Origin of the sequence: Bacillus sp. FSL K6-3458 (assembly GCF_038005045.1) — a bacterium.
Classification (GTDB): Bacteria; Bacillota; Bacilli; order Bacillales; family Bacillaceae; genus Bacillus; species Bacillus altitudinis.
In genome coordinates this window covers 288,485-305,231 of record NZ_JBBOSI010000001.1, presented here as the reverse complement: position 1 = coordinate 305,231, position 16,747 = coordinate 288,485, and the positions used below count along the sequence as shown (strand labels likewise).

The window sequence follows — 16,747 nt, the reverse complement described above, 5'->3', positions numbered from 1 at the left end:
TTAATCATACGATTGTAAAAATCATACGGCGCAAAGCGGGGTTGCTTTTTTCGGGTCCGTATCATATAAATCAAAGCCGTCCCCTACAACAAAGCCCTTCATTTCAAGCGTCTGCTGGACCGCCATACGGGCTAAGTCCTTCATGTTGTTGTCTTGACTCAAGTGGGCCAAATAAATGCGTGAGGTGGCGTCTCCAATCACGTCTGTCATAGCAAGAGCTGCATCTTCATTGGATACGTGTCCGACATCGCTCAAAATTCTGCGTTTAATACTCCATGGGTAGCGCCCCATTTGCAGCATGCCGACATCATGGTTGCTCTCAAATACGAACGTATTGGCTGATTTAATAATCCCTTTCATCCGGTCACTCACATAGCCTGTATCCGTCATAAGGGCAAGTTTACGCCCGCCATAATGGAATACGTAAAACATGGGCTCTGCCGCATCATGTGATACGCCAAATGATTCAACATCGAGACCGCCGAATGATTGAACCGTCTCCATATCAAAGTGGAATTTCTGCTCCGTATCCACTTTCCCAATATGTGACTCCATCGCCTTCCATGTTTTTGCATTTGCATAGACAGGAAGCTTGTACTTTCTTGCCATCACACCGAGTCCTTTAATATGATCTGAGTGCTCGTGTGTGACAAAAATTCCGTCCAAGTCTTCCGGCTTGCGATCGATTTGACCAAGCAGCTCCACCATCTGTTTGCCGCTTAAGCCTGCATCTACTAAAAAAGCATGCTCATCGGTTTCTAAATAAAAAGCGTTCCCCGTACTTCCGCTCGCTAGTACACTGAACTGCAAGCTCATGTTCTCTCACTCCAATGAAGATTTGTCTTCTTTCTCTATATGATCAAGTGTTGAGCCATCAATGGCATTGATCAAATATTCTTCTTCTGTCTTTTTCTTTGAACCAGTTGCCACGCCTTCAATCTCTACTCGCCATACAGGAACCATTACTTGAGTGCTTGCACCTGGGTATTGCGTGTAGTAGCCTAGCTCCACTTTTTTCACTGTCGTGTTTTGGCTCAGCATATTTTGTGTATATAAGTCCTTCACCGTTTCAAGCGCCGGGACAAGGGTTTCTTTTCTCACTTCATTAATCGATGTCACCATCGACTGCCGATACGAGACGACCTCGTTTTGATCGTTCACATCCAATGTGATCTTCCCAATGGTTTCGGTGTCATCAAGACCTTCTTGGAAGATGTATTTTCCTTTATACGTTTGGAAAAAGACGATTTCACCTGTTTCTTCATCGATGCTCCAGAGCTTATAATTCTTGCCATCCAGTAAACGCTGGCTCACAAGATTGGTCGCTGCTGTTTTCATATCTTTTTTCGGCAATGCGACTGGTTTATTGAAGGTCATTTCAAGCAGGGTGACAGGATCATCTTTCTCGGTTTTCGGGAATGTGCTTTTCGTCTTTTGATCAGCTAATCCGTCGACATCCTTTTTCGTATATTGCTTTTTCTCAGCTGTAATGCGGTATCCAATCTTCGCTTCATCTGATAGATTGCCATATTTGATTCCGTCTGCCTTCATTTCTTCCAGCGTATCTGTTTTTTCGATAATCGCAAAATGATCGGTCGATCGCTTTTCAAAGTATTGAAAACCTAGAAAGATATCGAGAACGAGAAAGGCTAGGATAAAGATCGTTTTGGTCTTATTCCACTCCATGATTCTCGCTCCCCTCTGTCAGCAAATCATTCGATAAGATGACGGTTTTTCCGTTATATTTCATACACCATACCGGCTCTAGCCAGACAAACATCGCTTGATCCTGATCTGATGCCGTGGATGTCGCTTGATAGGCAGGGAAAATCTGTTCAATTTTCTCTAAATCATCATACTTCGTCTGCTTGATGATCAAGTTTTTCAGCTCTGTCCCATTCATCAGTTTGACCTGTTCACTCTGACTCGCTTTGTTGCCGAGAATGTAGTTTGGACGCTTATAACTTAAGATGTCATCATTCGCCCATTGTACTTCAAGTGATGTCATACCAAATGGATGTTTTGTGCTGTTGACGATCGGCAGTCCATCCATAAACATATTAAAGGACAGCTGCTGGTTGCTGTTAATGCCGAAGTATTGATAATTATCGGTAAAACTTCCAGTATCATTGAAATACTTCACGCTTCGCTTGATCAAATCCCCCGTTTGGAATACGGTACTAGAATTGATATTACGATGCTGATATTGGATGCGGTGGTCTTTTTGATTTGCTTCAAGACGACTCGTTCCATCTGTATATACCGTCCGGTTTAAATTAGACTCCTCCCCAACTAGACTTGGGTCTGTAAACAAAGCGTCCTTGAATTTGCTTGTCTTAATCGTTTCGATAAAGAACATTTTCGCTTCAAGCTGCTTTTGCTTCTGCGGCAGCAGGAAATCTCGTTTTGAATTTGTAGAGAAAGTATATAGATCATAGCGCGGCATCTCGTTTTGAGCGGCTGCAATACTATCCATCAGATTACGATAGTTGGCAGATTCAATCGTTAGCTCAAGCACCGATTCCTTGCTGTATGAAACCAAATAGACTTTCTTATTGGCCTTATCCGGTTGAGCGAACGGCACAATCATCCGGTCAAACGAGTTGTATTCAATGGATTTATTCGGCCATTTAAACAGCGCTTGAAAAATATCAATCGGAATCGGATCATTGAACACAAGATCCAATGTTTTGCCTTGCCCCTCGCGTCCATAGAAGAAATTCTTAAATTTCTGCTCGGAATATTGGTCCGACACATCAGCAATCTCTTTGACATCCCACAGGCTTACATCATTCCAAAAGTTTTGGAAGAGTTCCTTTTGATCCACTTTGAAATGCTCTCCATTGGAATGGATGAACATCTCACGCGGCTTCACGACATCAATGAGACTCCGAGGCTCGTCGCTTGAAATCTTCTTCGTTTCCACGACCTGTGTGCCGGCATCCGCCTGATCCTGCATGACGGGCTGGAACATCCAAATATTCCACGTAAACACAAGACTGATCGCAATTAGGATTGTCAATATAATGGTTTTAAAGGTCTCACGCTTCATCCCAATCATCCTCTTGTTCTTCATTGTACGGAAGGGTAAAGGTTACCGTTGTTCCTTTTCCTTCAATGCTGTCAGCCCAAATATCTCCGCCATGAGCCTGAACCATTTCTTTTGCAATCGCAAGACCTAGGCCGGTTCCGCCAAGCTTTCTTGTTCTTGCCTTATCCACTCGATAAAAACGTTCAAAGATTTTATCCATATCCTTCTTCGGAATACCGATTCCTTCATCTTTGACACTGAATAACACAAGACCTTGCTCCTCATCCAAATCGACAGTGAACGTAATGTGTCCACCCTCTGGCGAGTATTTCATAGCATTGGAAATGATATTATCGAGCACCTGAGTGATTTTATCTTGATCAATTTCCACATATATTTCACGCTGCGGCAAGTTGCGGATGAAATCGACATGCTGCTCCTTCGTCATTTCAAAACGATCAATGACGAGCGAGATAAACCTGATAAAATTCGTCCACTCACGATTGAATTGATAATCCTTGCTGTCGAATTTAGACAGCTGAAGCAGGTCATTCACAAGTCTAATCATGCGCTCTGTTTCATTTTGCGTGACACTGAGGAACCTTGGCGCAAGCTCTTTATCACCAATCGCACCTTCAGCGAGTGCCTCCAGATAGCTTCGCATCGTCGTAAGCGGTGTGCGCAGCTCATGCGATACGTTCGCCACGAATTCACGACGTTCCGCATCAATTTTTTCCTGCTCGGTTACGTCATAAATGACTGCAATTAAACCATCAATTTTCCCATGCTCTTTCTGAATCACTGAGAAATTGACACGCAAAACAGACAGTTGATCTTCACGTTCAATTTCTAGCAGCATGGAGTCTTGATTTTCGACTAGATCTTCAAATGTATGAGTTTCTTCTAAGCCAAGCAAGGATGTGATCGGCATCTCTAGAGCTGTTTCACGTGAAACATTCAAAAGCTCTAGTGCCGGGCTGTTTAATAGAATAATGGCACCGTTTTGATTCGTGGCAATGACGCCATCTGTCATATAGGCGATAACAGAAGAAAGCTTTTTCCTCTCACCCTCTGTCATCAGCTGCGCTTCCTCCAGCTCTCTCGTCAGATGGTTAAATGTCGTTGCTAGCTGACCAATCTCATCATGTCCATACTTTCGGACCTTTCTGGAAAAGTTCCCTTTGGCGAGCTCTATCGCTTGCTTTCTCATATCCGAAATTGGGTGTGTAATGGTTCTGAATATGAATATACCAAGTAGAGCGGTCGTCCCAAGTGCGATGAGTGTACCCGTCGCCAAAATGGTGTTGATCGTTCGCATTTGGTTAAAAACACTTTCCATGGATGAGACCACATAAATGACACCAACGGTTTCTTGGTTCTCATTTTTCACGGCTGTCGCTGATATGCGGACTCGTTTATTCGATTCTGGGTCATAGAATTTTTTTTCGTAGTCTTTGCCAACCGCGAAAATACGGCTAATGATTTGATCTGTGATTTTCTTCCCGGCAATCTCTTGACTGCCGTTATTCACAGAGGCAATGACCTCTCTGCTTTCGTCAATATAGCTGACTTCAGAAATTTCATTAGACTCATCTTTGTTGTTAAAATCGTTTAATATCTTTTGAGCATCCTCTTTTAATTCTGCCTTGCTTTTCGATGAATCTTGTTCTAGGTAATACGATAACGAGTAGATTCGCTGATTCAAGGAATTATCATAGGAATTAATTAAGGACTGCTCTAGCTGCTTCACAAAGTACACGCCAATAATCTGCATGGCGACAATGATCAGCAGCACATAAATCAAGGTCAATTTAAAGTGAATCGAGCGAAAAAAACCTACTTTACTCATAAGAATCTTAGTCCTGCTCTGGGTTTCTTAAATAGTAGCCGACGCCTCGTCTTGTTACGATCCAGCTCGGGTGGCTAGGGTTGTCTTCAATTTTTTCACGAAGACGGCGGACTGTCACGTCTACTGTCCGGACATCTCCGAAGTAATCGTAGCCCCAAACCGTTTGCAGTAAGTGCTCACGTGTCATGACCTGTCCAATATGTTTCGCTAAGTAATGAAGCAATTCGAACTCACGATGCGTTAACTCAATCGTTTCGTCACGCTTAGACACGACATACGCATCTGGGTAGATCACAAGTGAACCAATCTCGATATCATTTGATTCAGATTCTTCCTCTGATTGCGGAGCAGCCGTCTGTCTTCTTAAATTTGCTTTTACACGTGCAAGCAGCTCGCGTGTACTGAATGGCTTTGTGACATAATCGTCTGCGCCAAGCTCAAGACCAATGACTTTATCGATTTCAGAGTCTTTTGCTGTCAGCATGATAATCGGCATGTCATATTTCTTTCTCACTTCACGGCATACTTCAACGCCATCTTTGTTCGGCAGCATAATGTCGAGCAAAATAATGTCTGGCTTAATTTCTTCTACCATTTCAAGGGCTTCATTTCCGTCATACGCACAATGAACCTCGTAGCCCTCTTTTCTTAAGTTAAATTCCAATATATCCGCAATCGGCTTTTCATCATCTACGACAAGAATCTTTTTTTCCATTGTGATTTCCTCCTGCATTTTTAGCATCTATGTCATTCCATTTTGCATGTCTCATTACGCCTTCTTCATTTACGAAAAAAAGGCTCACTGTCTATTATAACGTTTTACGAGGCAAAGATAAAAATAATAACGGCTTTCTTTGCTAGTAAACGTTGGATAGAAGAACTTCACCCAAAAGATTTGATGACTTTTTCCTTTTTTATTGAAACTTTTCCAGTCACCAAACGTCTATATACATGTAACGTCTTCTTCTTATGGAGCCGGGCCCTACCTAGGTCCGGCTTCTCCCTTTTTATGCCTTCTTTTCATAATAAAAACGCACCTGCGATTGCAGATGCGTTTGGAAGTGGCTCGGGACGGAATCGAACCGCCGACACACGGATTTTCAGTCCGTTGCTCTACCAACTGAGCTACCGAGCCATCATCAAAAGATGAATATGTATAAATGGCGGTCCGGACGGGACTCGAACCCGCGACCTCCTGCGTGACAGGCAGGCATTCTAACCAACTGAACTACCGGACCTCAGTAACTTGCCCGAAAAAGCAATCGTGGTGCTCCTTCAAGCAAGTGAGGAAAAATTAGCTTAACGCTAAAGTAAATCAATGACCCGTACGGGATTCGAACCCGTGTTACCGCCGTGAAAGGGCGGTGTCTTAACCGCTTGACCAACGGGCCAAAACATGGTGAGCCATGAAGGACTCGAACCTTCGACCCTCTGATTAAAAGTCAGATGCTCTACCAACTGAGCTAATGGCTCTCGGTTTGTGAAAAGTGAATCTGAAGAAGCTGTATTGCGTCAAACCAATCGCTTTAAAAGCTGGAAAATCGCATCTTAACAAGTTTCAGAGACCTTTGCAACAACGAGATTTATAATATCATAGAGTAATTACATATGGCAATACGTTTTTCGACATTTTTTTAAAAAAAGTGTCGGATTTGATATCTTCTGTTACATCGCCTAAATCCGAAAGCGCCTTCATTTAATTAATGGCTACTGTCCAATCCAGCACACAGAAACGTTTGATTCCGACCAATATTGGTTATACAAGAAACAAACAGCATGGTGATTGAAAAAGGAGGAAGCATAGGATGAGTTCATTTAAATTAGGAGATAAAATGCCCGATTTTTCACTGCCAACAGTGCAGGGCGATCACATTGAGTTTTACAAACATTTAGAGGAGCATCAAAGCTGGCACCTTATCGTTTTCTTTAGAGGATCATGGTGCCCAGTATGTGTCGAGGAATTAAAAGAGCTGGAAAAACAGCAATCCTATTTTCAAGAAAAGGATATTCACTTAATGACAATCTCAACGGATAATCCTGAAGACTTAAAAGAATTTGCAGACAAAGAGGGACTTTCTTTCCCCATCATGTCTGACCAAGACCTCACATCATTGAAAGCCTATGAAGTCTTCTATCACGGGGAAGATGCCCCATATGAAGATCATGGGGTGCACGGAGAACCTGCTTATTTCTTATTAAATGAAAAAGGCCAAGTCCTCTATCAGCAAAGACAAACAAGTCCATTTGGCAGACCGCATGCCAACGAACTGCGCAAAATCATTCAATACATTCGTAAAAATTTAAAAGGCCAATATAAAAGCCTAAAATAAAAAAGAAGCTCTCATCAGAGGGCTTCTTTTTTATGAATGTTTTTTGTTGTATAGCCAATCTGCGGTGAAAAACACAAGAAGACCTGTCATTAAAATCACAAAAGTCACAGGTGTGCTCTCACCTTGAAAAAAAACGTAAGACGCATGTCCTCCTAATGCTAGAAGATAAAAAACAAACGCCGATCCTGCTGCTTTTTGTGCATTGGCTTGTTCTCTTTTCGTCGTTTTTTTGAAAAACATTGTATCTATTCCCCTTTAAGATGCTTTCTTCATTGTCACACGGCGAAGTGCCCGTGATCGGATATACTCCATTGGCCCAATTCGCCAGACGTGTAAGCAAAGGGCTGAAATGGCGATTTGCAGCAGGGAGATCAACAACCATGACAAGACGATAAGGGGGGCGTTGATTTGACCGCCAAGACCCAATCCCCAGCTGTAAAAAAGAAGCGAGCAGATGACATTTTGCAGGATATAGCAGCTAAGCGCCATTTTCCCTACATATTCAAACCAAGTCCACATGAACCATGACTCCGTGCGTGCTAGAAGCTTCGCCACGACAGCAATATAGAAAATAGAGAGGAATGGCGAAAACACATAGCGCACCACAAATTCTACTATGTCATTTGGTACGAAGACGAGCGCATTCAGCGGCAGTCCAATCCACAAACCCATTCGGAACAATGTTTTCCGCAGAGATTGCCCACGCTCATTTGCATAAAATACACCGGCTCTCATCATCCGCACACCTAATAAAAACAAAAAGGTATTCATTGGGATAATAAAGATCGCTTCTTCTCGGTACATCAAAAAGTGCTGTAATCGGTCTTGAACTTGAGATATCCATGTCTCCGGCAGTTGTTCTTCGTACGCTGGTTCACTGCTCTCGTCATAGGATTCAGTTTCCAATTCAGAGAAAGAAAATACAACGAGAAAAACCATCACCAACAAATGAAGGCCACCCGAGACAATCATGCCTTTTTTGATACGCCGACTTCCTCCACGGACAATAAACGCCACAAGCAAACCCGTGACGGCGTAACTCATGAGCACATCATATTCCATCACTAGCGCAAAATGGACAAAGCCTTCAATCAATAAGAATAAAAGAATCCATAAATATGTACCCGGCCAAGTCATATTTTTTCTTTTCGCCTGCTGGTATTTCAGCTCTAGCCCTACGCCAAACATGATTGTGAGCAGCGATAGCATTTTGCCATAAACGAACATAGAGACAAGACTTTCAAGAAAACTGCCATTTTCATATTCATCCGCAATCTGATCTGTCGCAAAAGTATCCCCTGCGTATGCAAAAAACCAGACGTTTGTACCCAATGTACCTAATATCGCAAAACCTCGTAAAATATCTAATAATCGTATTCTTTCTTTCACTAGAATGCTCCTTCCCTTTTATACAGTTATCATATTTTGGTAATATCGGGAAGTCAGTTCCGTAGAAATTAAGGAATATTTAAACAAAAAAGACACCAGTAAAATGTGTGATTTTACTGGTGTCTGATCAGTCTATAATGATGGACGGTACACGCTGCGGACAACGTTCGTTTGGGAACGGTCTGGTCCGACTGAGAAAATAGAAAGTGGAATACCTGTTAATTGTGAAATGCGCTCTAAGTAATGACGGGCATTTGCAGGCAGTTCACTTAAATTCTTCACACCTGTAATATCCTCTGTCCATCCTGGCATTTCTTCGTAGACAGGTTCACATTTCGCTAATTCATTTAGACTTGCTGGGAATTCTTCAGTGATTTCTCCGTTCAATTTATAAGCAACACAGATTTTCAATTTCTCAATCCCTGTCAGTACATCGATGGAGTTAAGAGATAAATCTGTAATTCCGCTCACACGGCGCGCATGACGGACAACAACACTGTCAAACCAGCCAACACGGCGCGGGCGGCCAGTTGTCGTACCGTATTCACGGCCAACTTCACGGATTTGATCGCCAATTTCATCATGGAGTTCTGTCGGGAATGGGCCATCACCTACACGAGTTGTGTAAGCTTTTGATACGCCGACCACATGTTGAATTTTCGTAGGACCTACACCAGAACCAATCGTCACGCCTCCAGCCACTGGGTTAGATGACGTCACGAACGGATATGTCCCTTGATCGATATCAAGCATAACGCCTTGTGCCCCTTCAAAAAGAACACGGCGGCCTTCATCTAGAGCATCGTTCAATACAACAGATGTGTCCACGACATATTTTTTCACTTGCTGACCATATTCATAATACTCATCTAAAATATCTTCAATTTTGAAGCCTTCTGTGTCGTACATTTTCTCTAAAAGACGATTTTTCTCTTCTAGATTACGGGCAAGCTTCTCTTCAAATACTTCACGATCTAATAAATCTGCGATACGGATTCCGACGCGGGCCGCTTTGTCCATATAAGCTGGTCCGATTCCTTTTTTCGTCGTACCGATCTTGTTAGCCCCTTTCCGCTCTTCTTCTACCTCGTCCAATTTTAAGTGATAAGGCAGAATGACATGGGCTCTATTGCTGATTCTGAGGTTATCTGTACTCACATTCCGTTCGTGAAGATACGCAAGCTCAGTGACCAACGCTTTAGGATCAACCACCATTCCATTACCGATGACACAAGTTTTCTCTTTGTAAAAAATACCGGACGGAATGAGGTGTAGCTTGTAAGTCACTCCATCAAATTTGATTGTGTGACCTGCATTGTTTCCCCCTTGATAACGGGCAATCACCTCTGCATTTTCTGAAAGGAAATCGGTAATTTTCCCTTTCCCTTCGTCACCCCACTGCGTACCTACTACGACTACTGAAGACATATCGTGCACCTCCGTTAACCTTTCAAAACGTTATCTCTTTCAAACACATTTATTTTATCAATGCACAATGAAAAAGTCAACGTGAAATCCGAACATTAATATCTCGAAATCAAATTTTGTTCGTTTTACATGTGAGGAAAAGCGCTTTAATTGCTCATTCTACGCTTAAACAAGAAGATTTCGATCAAAATTACTGTTTTTCTCATTTCCGTTTGTTCAGTGATTTTCAATCAATTGAATCATCGAACTTGCCATAAAGTCGGGTGAATATGGTCTACCTTTTCTCAGCCACCACTCAGCTGTTCCAACATAAGCAGAAATGACAAATTGCTTCTGCATCTCGAGAGGAACGTGTTGTGGATCAGGTGGTGAACCTGTGACTTCTTCTAGCCCTAAAGTAAAGCTTTCTTCAAAAAAAGCACTGGCCGTCTGATGAATATTAAGCTCTCTTCCCCTTTTCAAGAGAATCTGATACTCCTCTTCATGTTCCTGCAAATGCTGATAAAAGCGGTAAATATACACATATGCTGCATGATCGCTCTTCCACTCACTTTCATGTACAGGAGCAAAAATAGCGGTTTTCATGACATCAAACATCTCATCCATGACCTGCTGAGCTAAGTCAAACTTATCCTCATAATGCTGATAGAAGGTGGTGCGATGGATTCCTGCCTTGTTCGTCAAATCTTGTACAGAAATCTTCCCCCATTCCTTCTCCTTTAATAACTGAAATAATGCTTTTCTTAATTGTTGCTTTGATTCAGTTGCGCGCTTATCCCCTCTGTAGCAGTCCGCCACAAGCCGCTCTCCCCTTCCCATTTTCTTCAACAGATTTCGCTTTTCTGTTGGTTGAATCCTTTCTCCTGATGAATTACCTTTAAATCTAACACAGTGAAAAAAAGGAATCATCTGACAACCCATAAGGAGTGATGATCATGGAAACAACAACACCTAGTGCCGTTCAAAAAGCGTTATTAAGAGGGAAAAACAAGCAGGACCCGTATCACCCATTTGATTGGTACGCCAAAATGCGTCAAGAATCCCCTGTTCATTTTGATGAACACAGCCAAACATGGAGTGTCTTCACCTATGAAGAAGCAAAGCGCGTCACCATCGATAAAGATACCTTTTCTAGTCAACCTCCTCAAGACCACCGGAAACATTCACTGATGAAAACAATGGTCATGATGGACCCGCCAAAACATACACGAATCCGCTCCATTGTAAGCAAAGCCTTTACACCCCGGGTGATGAAATTGTGGGAACCACGCATTCAAGAGTTAATGGATGATCTCATTGCACAAATAGAAGGTAAGGACGAGATTGATCTTGTTCAAGACATCTCCTATCCGCTTCCTGTGATTGTCATTGCAGAGCTTTTAGGTGTGCCAACAGAACATAAACAATCCTTTAAAGAATGGTCCGATATTCTCGTCAGCATGCCTAAAAGTGAAGAAGAAAGAGATGTCGTTGAATGGCAAAAAACACGGGATCAAGGCGAAGCGGACATGATGGCGTTTTTTGCTGACATCATTGAAGAGAAGCGGCAGAACCTTAGTGATGATTTGATTTCGCTTTTAATTCAAGCGGAGGAAGATGGAGACAAGCTGTCCGCAGACGAATTAATTCCTTTCTGCAATCTGCTCCTGTTAGCAGGCAACGAAACGACCACCAACCTGATCTCCAATATGATCTTTACTTTGTTAGAAAATCCGGGGTCGTATGAAGCGCTCGCTCAATCACCTGACCTCATTCCTCGTGCAGTGGAGGAGGCTGTCCGCTTTCGTGCCCCTGCGCCTACCATCGTCCGGTATGTCACAGAAGACACCGAACTTGGAGGGAAAGTCTTGAAAAAGGGAGACAGTGTGATTGTCTTTCTTGCGTCTGCGAACCGGGATGAGCGTCAATTTCCAAACGCACATGAGTACGATATACATCGGCACCCTAACCCTCATATTGGCTTCGGCCACGGCATTCATTTCTGCCTAGGCGCACCACTTGCTCGCCTGGAAGCCTGCACTGCCATCAAAGCCATACAGTCACGATATGCATCACTAGAGCTTCTCTCTTACGTCCCAATGACAAGCAGCGGTATGTATGGATTAAAAGCACTGAAGCTCCGTGTCACGCCTCGTTCCTAACAAAAAAGGCTCCCACAAGATGGGAGTCTTTCTTAATCAGGTGTAATTCCTTCTGTATTCATGAGCACCACTCGATATCCATCTGGATCTTCAATCGTCACGCCTCCTCGATCCCAGTACGGGTTTGTAGAGGTGACTTGCCGTCCGCCAAATGCGATCAGTCTCTTTTTCATCTGCTGAAATTCTTCTTCAGCCGGAATATAGAATACAAGCAGTTGCTCTGGGTGGGGAACAGGCAAGCTTTCGTCTTCTTCATGTTTGGTGATTTCCAGATGAACATGCTGGTGAGGAAGCCCAAGCATGACCCCATCATACCCTTCATGCTGATCAAATGAGCCTATTCGTTTCAGCCCTAAACCTTCTTCATAAAAAGAAACAACCTCTTTCATGTTGACGGTCGGACGTGCGATGCGTAATTGAGCGGCTTCGAATTGTTGAAACTTCATCAGTCATCACTCCTTTTCTCTCCCTTTAGTATACGCTCTCTTTTTCTCCCACTCCTCCTCTTTTCGACTGTTTTTCAGTCATTCTTTCGATGTAGATGGATCAAAAAAAGCCCAGCTTCTTGAGCTGGGCTTTAAGCACCGGGCGGAACACCGGCATCGTCAAATCTTCTTTCTAAGTTGACGAATTTGTTATATTCTTTCACGAACGCCAGCGATACCGTTCCAACTGGACCGTTACGCTGTTTCGCAATAATAATTTCAATAATGTTCTTATTCTCTGATTCTTTGTCATAGTAATCATCACGATAAAGGAACGCCACAATATCGGCATCCTGCTCAATACTTCCTGATTCACGAATATCAGACATCATCGGACGTTTGTCCTGACGCTGCTCTACCCCACGAGAAAGCTGTGATAAGGCAATGACTGGCACTTCAAGTTCTCTTGCTAGTGACTTTAAAGCCCTAGAAATTTCAGATACCTCTTGCTGACGGTTATCGCTTGATCGTCCACTCCCTTGGATGAGCTGTAAGTAGTCAATCAGGATCATGCCAAGCCCGTTTTCTTGCTTCAAACGGCGGCATTTCGAGCGAATTTCACTGACTCTAATGCCAGGTGTATCATCAATGAAAATCCCACTGTTTGATAGCGAACCCATCGCCATTGTCAGCTTACCCCAGTCCTCTTCTGTGAGGTTACCGGTTCTTAGGTTTTGTGCATTGATATTTCCCTCGGCACAAAGCATACGCATGACCAGCTGCTCAGCGCCCATCTCTAAACTAAAGATGGCGACACTTTCATCTGTCTTGGTCGCAACGTTTTGTGCAATATTTAACGCGAAGGCTGTTTTCCCTACGGACGGACGAGCCGCTACAATAATCAGGTCATTTCGCTGGAAGCCAGCTGTCATCCGGTCAAGCTCTGAGAAACCCGTTGGAATCCCAGTGATATCACCTTTTCGATTATGAAGCTGTTCAATATTATCATATGTCTGAACAAGAACGTCTTTAATGTTTTGGAAAGCTCCTGAGTTTTTACGCTGAGCCACTTCCATAATGGTTTTTTCAGCATCACTCAATAGATCTTCCACTTCATCCTCACGCGTATATCCATCCTGTGCAATGGTTGTCGCTGTACGGATCAGACGTCTTAAAATGGATTTTTCTTCTACAATTTTTGCATAATATTCAATGTTTGCGGCAGTTGGGACAGAGTTCGCAATATCTGTTAAATACGAAATCCCACCTACCTCTTCCAATAAGTCTGTATTGGCAAGTTCTGATGTCACCGTGACAAGGTCAACCGGTTCCCCTCTATCACCAAGTACAAGCATCGCATTGTAAATCTTTTGATGCGACATTCTATAGAAATCCTCTGGAATTAATACTTCAGAAGCGAGCGTTAGCGCAGATGGTTCTAAAAAAACAGCACCTAATACGGCCTGCTCGGCTTCTATATTTTGCGGCGGCAGCCGGTCATCGAGAAGTTCCGTCATGCCAAGCACCGTCCTTTCATAAAAAAATACGCTACTCATCATTTTAACATTTTCACCAATAAAAAAGTGAAAAACATCAACTATAGTCAAAATTACCATGTCGATGTTTCGTTGAACAGCGAAACAACACCCTTCAAATAGAAAAGACTCTGTAACATAAATTGTTATAGAGTCCTTTGTATCGCTAATGGGATTTGTAGCTGTTGTTGTTCACACATGTGATCGATACTCCAACATGGCATGTACACGCACATGATCAAATATTGAAAATATCAGGTGCGTTTTTTAATCTATCGTTTTCTTAACTCCGTAATTCACCTTTTGTCCAATATCATATAAAGACCCGTTTTCATACCCAATAGATAACACCAAATCGGGAATAGAATCATATCCGTTTTTGGCTAAGTCAAAGAGCTGTGCACCATAATGTGATGCAGCAATACGGGCATTTTCTGCTGTGTATGGGTTTTTCAGAAGTTCTTCTTTGTAGATATCAAAAATATTCGCTCCGGTATCCGTTACAAATTGACCGTTTACAATACTTAAATCTTTTAAATTGTAGCCTGTTACCGTTTTGATTTGATTGACAAGGTGGAACTTTGCAAGTGAATCCGGCGTGAATTGAGTCGAATCATCATTTCTACTTTTCATAATATGAAAAAATAGTTCTCTTGTATTGTTGCTTGTATTCAATATGTCTTCTATTTGTTTGACCAGCGACTCGTCAGTTGATCCACTCACCACTAATTTAAAATGATTCGGATCAATGGTAAAAGTTAAATTGGCGTTTTTAGGAATGTTCAAACCATTGGTAGAAAACAAAGCTTGCAGTTGTTCGTTTACCTTCTGACGATTTAATAGTTTCTTTTCTACACTTTCTTGGGTAGGATCGTACCGTTTTTCATTACGGAAAATAACATCATTGAAGTCATATTGTCCACCTTTATTATTCCTTGCCCAACTCATTTCCATCGTATAAGCAGCTTCTCTCTCCACTTTAGTTAGATCACTTCTGAAATAAGAAGAGTATGGATTTCGATACTTATCATATATATGACTCTGAGGATCTTTGAATCGTTTATTTTGTTCATTTATTTTTTCGTATTTTTCATCTAATATTTTCATTCGTCTATCAGATTCGGTCATTACTTCGTTTGTACTTTTAATAGCTGATTGACCTTTAGCGTCTATTTGGTTCAAATTGTTCGAAGCACGGGCTGTATATGACGTATTAATATTCATTTTGATTCTCCTTTTTTAAGAAAATAGTGATTATTAAATATATCGGCATTTCAGTTAAAATTTGTTAGTTCAATGTCGATATAGTAATTATTACAAGGAGGGTTAATATATGACAAATACTATCTTTAAACGTTTATTATTATCAGCATTATTATTGGCGCTTGTTACTAGTTTTTTTGCACCTACTTCAGCGGAAGCAGCAATTACGGGGAATAACAGCCCTAACACTGCAAGTTCAATGGGATATTGGAAAAATAGTCGTTCAGACACGACAATCTTACCTGAAGGTGAAAATGAAGCGTATTATCAGTTTACGATCAATAAAGGTGAAAGAGTTTATGTCAGAAGTTCATATAATAAGCAATATACAGGGATGAACATCGAGGTGTATAATTCGAAATATTCTAGGACAGGATCCGAAGTTATAAATCCTGATTCAGTAACGCCTTTTATTTTTGCAAATACTGGTGACGTGACTTCAACTTCAGAAACTTATTTTGTGAAAGTAACCCGTGGTACATATACCGGTAACATGTATTTTACTGTTTCCATTGAAGATCGTATTAAATCTGGAAATGGGACATTCAATTTTACAGGGACTGCTACGAACTTGGGGAATTCTTCTTTAAATTTTTTAGGAGTTGACTCTTCAGTCATTACAATGGATTTAACGAATAATTCCACAGTTCCTAAACGCGCTGTAGTTAAATCAATTACGACAACTAGCACTCAAACACCCAACCAAGGGAATGTCACACACAAACTGATGGCTAGTGATAGTAACACTTGGTATCAATCACTTTTCTCCTCTGCAACAAGTGGTTCTTATCGTATATCTCTGGATGATCAATTAAGAGTCGCTCAAAAATGGAGCTTTAAGTACAACGCAAAAGCTACGGCGAGATCTACTATGAGCAATGTCAAAGCCGATATCCGTTACGAATATGATGTCACAGATGGATTTTAAGTGAATGATGTTGACAGATATGTACACCAATTGATCAAAAAGTAAGGGCACATCCCTTACTTTTTTTATTGTCTCATTTTTGATGTTATATGTTATTTCGCCACTCTACAGTGCTTGTCATGATTGCTTCACTGCATGATATTCCTCCACTGTAAACGTATTTTTCAGCTTGAGCTGATTTTCAAGCAGATTTAGCCTCAGTTTTCCTAATGGGGGTATCATTCTGCCTACATCCCCTGCGATCTTGTCTTCCATAGAGATTTTCTATGAATTTAAGCATGATATTGAATAAGTTGTGAATTAAGAACACTAACTTCCCCCAAAATCCACCTCTTTTTTTCTAAAAATACAAGAAGGTCTATAGACTTATTTTACTCAAAATTTTTTCAAGAAGAAAAACCTATATTTAATCATGATTCAAACAGAAG

Annotated in this window: 16 protein-coding genes and 4 tRNA genes; 3 read left to right on the top strand and 17 right to left on the bottom strand. The window is 41.7% G+C overall.

Annotated elements, in window-relative coordinates:
- Positions 1 to 21 precede the first annotated feature (21 nt).
- The 9 genes from MHH23_RS01690 to MHH23_RS01650 all read right to left on the bottom strand — a co-directional run bounded on the left by MHH23_RS01690 (position 22) and on the right by MHH23_RS01650 (position 6,353).
- Complete coding sequence (locus MHH23_RS01690; RefSeq protein ID WP_007497388.1) at positions 22 to 816, bottom strand: MBL fold metallo-hydrolase; 795 nt, start codon at positions 814 to 816, stop codon at positions 22 to 24.
- Positions 817 to 822: 6 nt separating this feature from the next.
- On the bottom strand, positions 823 to 1,686 hold the full coding sequence (locus MHH23_RS01685) for a two-component system regulatory protein YycI (protein WP_024718467.1): 864 nt from the start codon (positions 1,684 to 1,686) through the stop codon (positions 823 to 825).
- The gene (gene yycH / locus MHH23_RS01680) at positions 1,673 to 3,052 is read right to left on the bottom strand and encodes a two-component system activity regulator YycH (RefSeq protein WP_024718466.1); all 1,380 of its coding nucleotides are present in this window, start codon (positions 3,050 to 3,052) and stop codon (positions 1,673 to 1,675) included. The genes MHH23_RS01685 and yycH overlap by 14 nt, the downstream gene beginning before the upstream one ends.
- Positions 3,042 to 4,880: a cell wall metabolism sensor histidine kinase WalK gene (gene walK / locus MHH23_RS01675; protein ID WP_007497390.1), complete on the bottom strand. Its 1,839-nt coding sequence runs from the start codon at positions 4,878 to 4,880 to the stop codon at positions 3,042 to 3,044. Before walK ends, yycH begins: the two co-directional genes overlap by 11 nt.
- A 7-nt stretch (positions 4,881 to 4,887) precedes the next feature.
- Positions 4,888 to 5,595 carry a response regulator YycF gene (yycF, locus tag MHH23_RS01670; RefSeq protein WP_017359978.1) on the bottom strand — a complete coding sequence of 236 codons (708 nt, stop codon included), beginning with the start codon at positions 5,593 to 5,595 and terminating at the stop codon, positions 4,888 to 4,890.
- Between the two features lie 347 nt (positions 5,596 to 5,942).
- Positions 5,943 to 6,015 (bottom strand) — tRNA-Phe (locus MHH23_RS01665).
- A gap of 26 nt (positions 6,016 to 6,041) precedes the next feature.
- Positions 6,042 to 6,118: transfer RNA gene (locus MHH23_RS01660), tRNA-Asp, on the bottom strand.
- An 81-nt stretch (positions 6,119 to 6,199) separates the two neighbouring features.
- Positions 6,200 to 6,271: transfer RNA gene (locus MHH23_RS01655), tRNA-Glu, on the bottom strand.
- A gap of 6 nt (positions 6,272 to 6,277) precedes the next feature.
- Positions 6,278 to 6,353, bottom strand: a tRNA-Lys gene (locus tag MHH23_RS01650).
- A gap of 332 nt (positions 6,354 to 6,685) precedes the next feature.
- Between MHH23_RS01650 and MHH23_RS01645 the strand changes: the two genes are divergently transcribed.
- Positions 6,686 to 7,210: a peroxiredoxin family protein gene (locus tag MHH23_RS01645; RefSeq protein ID WP_039170410.1), complete on the top strand. Its 525-nt coding sequence runs from the start codon at positions 6,686 to 6,688 to the stop codon at positions 7,208 to 7,210.
- A gap of 30 nt (positions 7,211 to 7,240) precedes the next feature.
- Here MHH23_RS01645 and MHH23_RS01640 read toward each other — a convergent pair whose 3' ends face one another.
- From MHH23_RS01640 to MHH23_RS01625, 4 genes are all read right to left on the bottom strand, one after another.
- Positions 7,241 to 7,450: a hypothetical protein gene (locus MHH23_RS01640; RefSeq protein WP_340958748.1), complete on the bottom strand. Its 210-nt coding sequence runs from the start codon at positions 7,448 to 7,450 to the stop codon at positions 7,241 to 7,243.
- Between the two features lie 15 nt (positions 7,451 to 7,465).
- Complete coding sequence (locus MHH23_RS01635) at positions 7,466 to 8,599, bottom strand: DUF418 domain-containing protein (RefSeq protein ID WP_125590775.1); 1,134 nt, start codon at positions 8,597 to 8,599, stop codon at positions 7,466 to 7,468.
- A gap of 132 nt (positions 8,600 to 8,731) precedes the next feature.
- Positions 8,732 to 10,027 carry an adenylosuccinate synthase gene (locus MHH23_RS01630; protein ID WP_007497400.1) on the bottom strand — a complete coding sequence of 432 codons (1,296 nt, stop codon included), beginning with the start codon at positions 10,025 to 10,027 and terminating at the stop codon, positions 8,732 to 8,734.
- 216 nt (positions 10,028 to 10,243) lie between these two features.
- Positions 10,244 to 10,846, bottom strand: a complete 603-nt coding sequence (locus MHH23_RS01625) for a TetR/AcrR family transcriptional regulator (RefSeq protein WP_283775680.1) — start codon at positions 10,844 to 10,846, stop codon at positions 10,244 to 10,246.
- Positions 10,847 to 10,962: 116 nt separating this feature from the next.
- Between MHH23_RS01625 and MHH23_RS01620 the strand changes: the two genes are divergently transcribed.
- On the top strand, positions 10,963 to 12,168 hold the full coding sequence (locus tag MHH23_RS01620) for a cytochrome P450 (RefSeq protein ID WP_340958747.1): 1,206 nt from the start codon (positions 10,963 to 10,965) through the stop codon (positions 12,166 to 12,168).
- 32 nt (positions 12,169 to 12,200) lie between these two features.
- On the opposite strand, the gene MHH23_RS01615 is transcribed toward MHH23_RS01620, so the two are convergent.
- The 3 genes from MHH23_RS01615 to MHH23_RS01605 form a co-directional block, all read right to left on the bottom strand.
- On the bottom strand, positions 12,201 to 12,614 hold the full coding sequence (locus tag MHH23_RS01615) for a VOC family protein (protein WP_096882123.1): 414 nt from the start codon (positions 12,612 to 12,614) through the stop codon (positions 12,201 to 12,203).
- 131 nt (positions 12,615 to 12,745) lie between these two features.
- On the bottom strand, positions 12,746 to 14,110 hold the full coding sequence (dnaB, locus tag MHH23_RS01610) for a replicative DNA helicase (RefSeq protein ID WP_003214779.1): 1,365 nt from the start codon (positions 14,108 to 14,110) through the stop codon (positions 12,746 to 12,748).
- Positions 14,111 to 14,395: 285 nt separating this feature from the next.
- A complete protein-coding gene (locus tag MHH23_RS01605) occupies positions 14,396 to 15,352 on the bottom strand; it encodes a DUF4885 family protein (protein ID WP_144668247.1) in 957 nt (318 codons plus the stop codon).
- 109 nt (positions 15,353 to 15,461) lie between these two features.
- Here MHH23_RS01605 and MHH23_RS01600 point away from each other — a divergent pair, with 109 nt between their 5' ends.
- Positions 15,462 to 16,319, top strand: a complete 858-nt coding sequence (locus MHH23_RS01600; protein ID WP_268430240.1) for a hypothetical protein — start codon at positions 15,462 to 15,464, stop codon at positions 16,317 to 16,319.
- A gap of 117 nt (positions 16,320 to 16,436) precedes the next feature.
- On the opposite strand, the gene MHH23_RS01595 is transcribed toward MHH23_RS01600, so the two are convergent.
- On the bottom strand, positions 16,437 to 16,574 hold the full coding sequence (locus tag MHH23_RS01595; RefSeq protein WP_203143905.1) for a hypothetical protein: 138 nt from the start codon (positions 16,572 to 16,574) through the stop codon (positions 16,437 to 16,439).
- Positions 16,575 to 16,747: the final 173 nt, after the last annotated feature.

What these genes read in the sequence shown, in the direction of transcription:
- MHH23_RS01690 (WP_007497388.1), bottom strand. Translation starts at nt 816, where the DNA reads ATGAGCTTGCAGTTCAGTGTACTAGCGAGCGGAAGTACGGGGAACGCT.
- MHH23_RS01685 (WP_024718467.1), bottom strand. Translation starts at nt 1,686, where the DNA reads ATGGAGTGGAATAAGACCAAAACGATCTTTATCCTAGCCTTTCTCGTT.
- yycH (WP_024718466.1), bottom strand. Translation starts at nt 3,052, where the DNA reads ATGAAGCGTGAGACCTTTAAAACCATTATATTGACAATCCTAATTGCG.
- walK (WP_007497390.1), bottom strand. Translation starts at nt 4,880, where the DNA reads ATGAGTAAAGTAGGTTTTTTTCGCTCGATTCACTTTAAATTGACCTTG.
- yycF (WP_017359978.1), bottom strand. Translation starts at nt 5,595, where the DNA reads ATGGAAAAAAAGATTCTTGTCGTAGATGATGAAAAGCCGATTGCGGAT.
- MHH23_RS01645 (WP_039170410.1), top strand. Translation starts at nt 6,686, where the DNA reads ATGAGTTCATTTAAATTAGGAGATAAAATGCCCGATTTTTCACTGCCA.
- MHH23_RS01640 (WP_340958748.1), bottom strand. Translation starts at nt 7,450, where the DNA reads ATGTTTTTCAAAAAAACGACGAAAAGAGAACAAGCCAATGCACAAAAA.
- MHH23_RS01630 (WP_007497400.1), bottom strand. Translation starts at nt 10,027, where the DNA reads ATGTCTTCAGTAGTCGTAGTAGGTACGCAGTGGGGTGACGAAGGGAAA.
- MHH23_RS01625 (WP_283775680.1), bottom strand. Translation starts at nt 10,846, where the DNA reads ATGGGAAGGGGAGAGCGGCTTGTGGCGGACTGCTACAGAGGGGATAAG.
- MHH23_RS01620 (WP_340958747.1), top strand. Translation starts at nt 10,963, where the DNA reads ATGGAAACAACAACACCTAGTGCCGTTCAAAAAGCGTTATTAAGAGGG.
- MHH23_RS01615 (WP_096882123.1), bottom strand. Translation starts at nt 12,614, where the DNA reads ATGAAGTTTCAACAATTCGAAGCCGCTCAATTACGCATCGCACGTCCG.
- dnaB (WP_003214779.1), bottom strand. Translation starts at nt 14,110, where the DNA reads ATGACGGAACTTCTCGATGACCGGCTGCCGCCGCAAAATATAGAAGCC.
- MHH23_RS01605 (WP_144668247.1), bottom strand. Translation starts at nt 15,352, where the DNA reads ATGAATATTAATACGTCATATACAGCCCGTGCTTCGAACAATTTGAAC.
- MHH23_RS01600 (WP_268430240.1), top strand. Translation starts at nt 15,462, where the DNA reads ATGACAAATACTATCTTTAAACGTTTATTATTATCAGCATTATTATTG.
- MHH23_RS01595 (WP_203143905.1), bottom strand. Translation starts at nt 16,574, where the DNA reads ATGGAAGACAAGATCGCAGGGGATGTAGGCAGAATGATACCCCCATTA.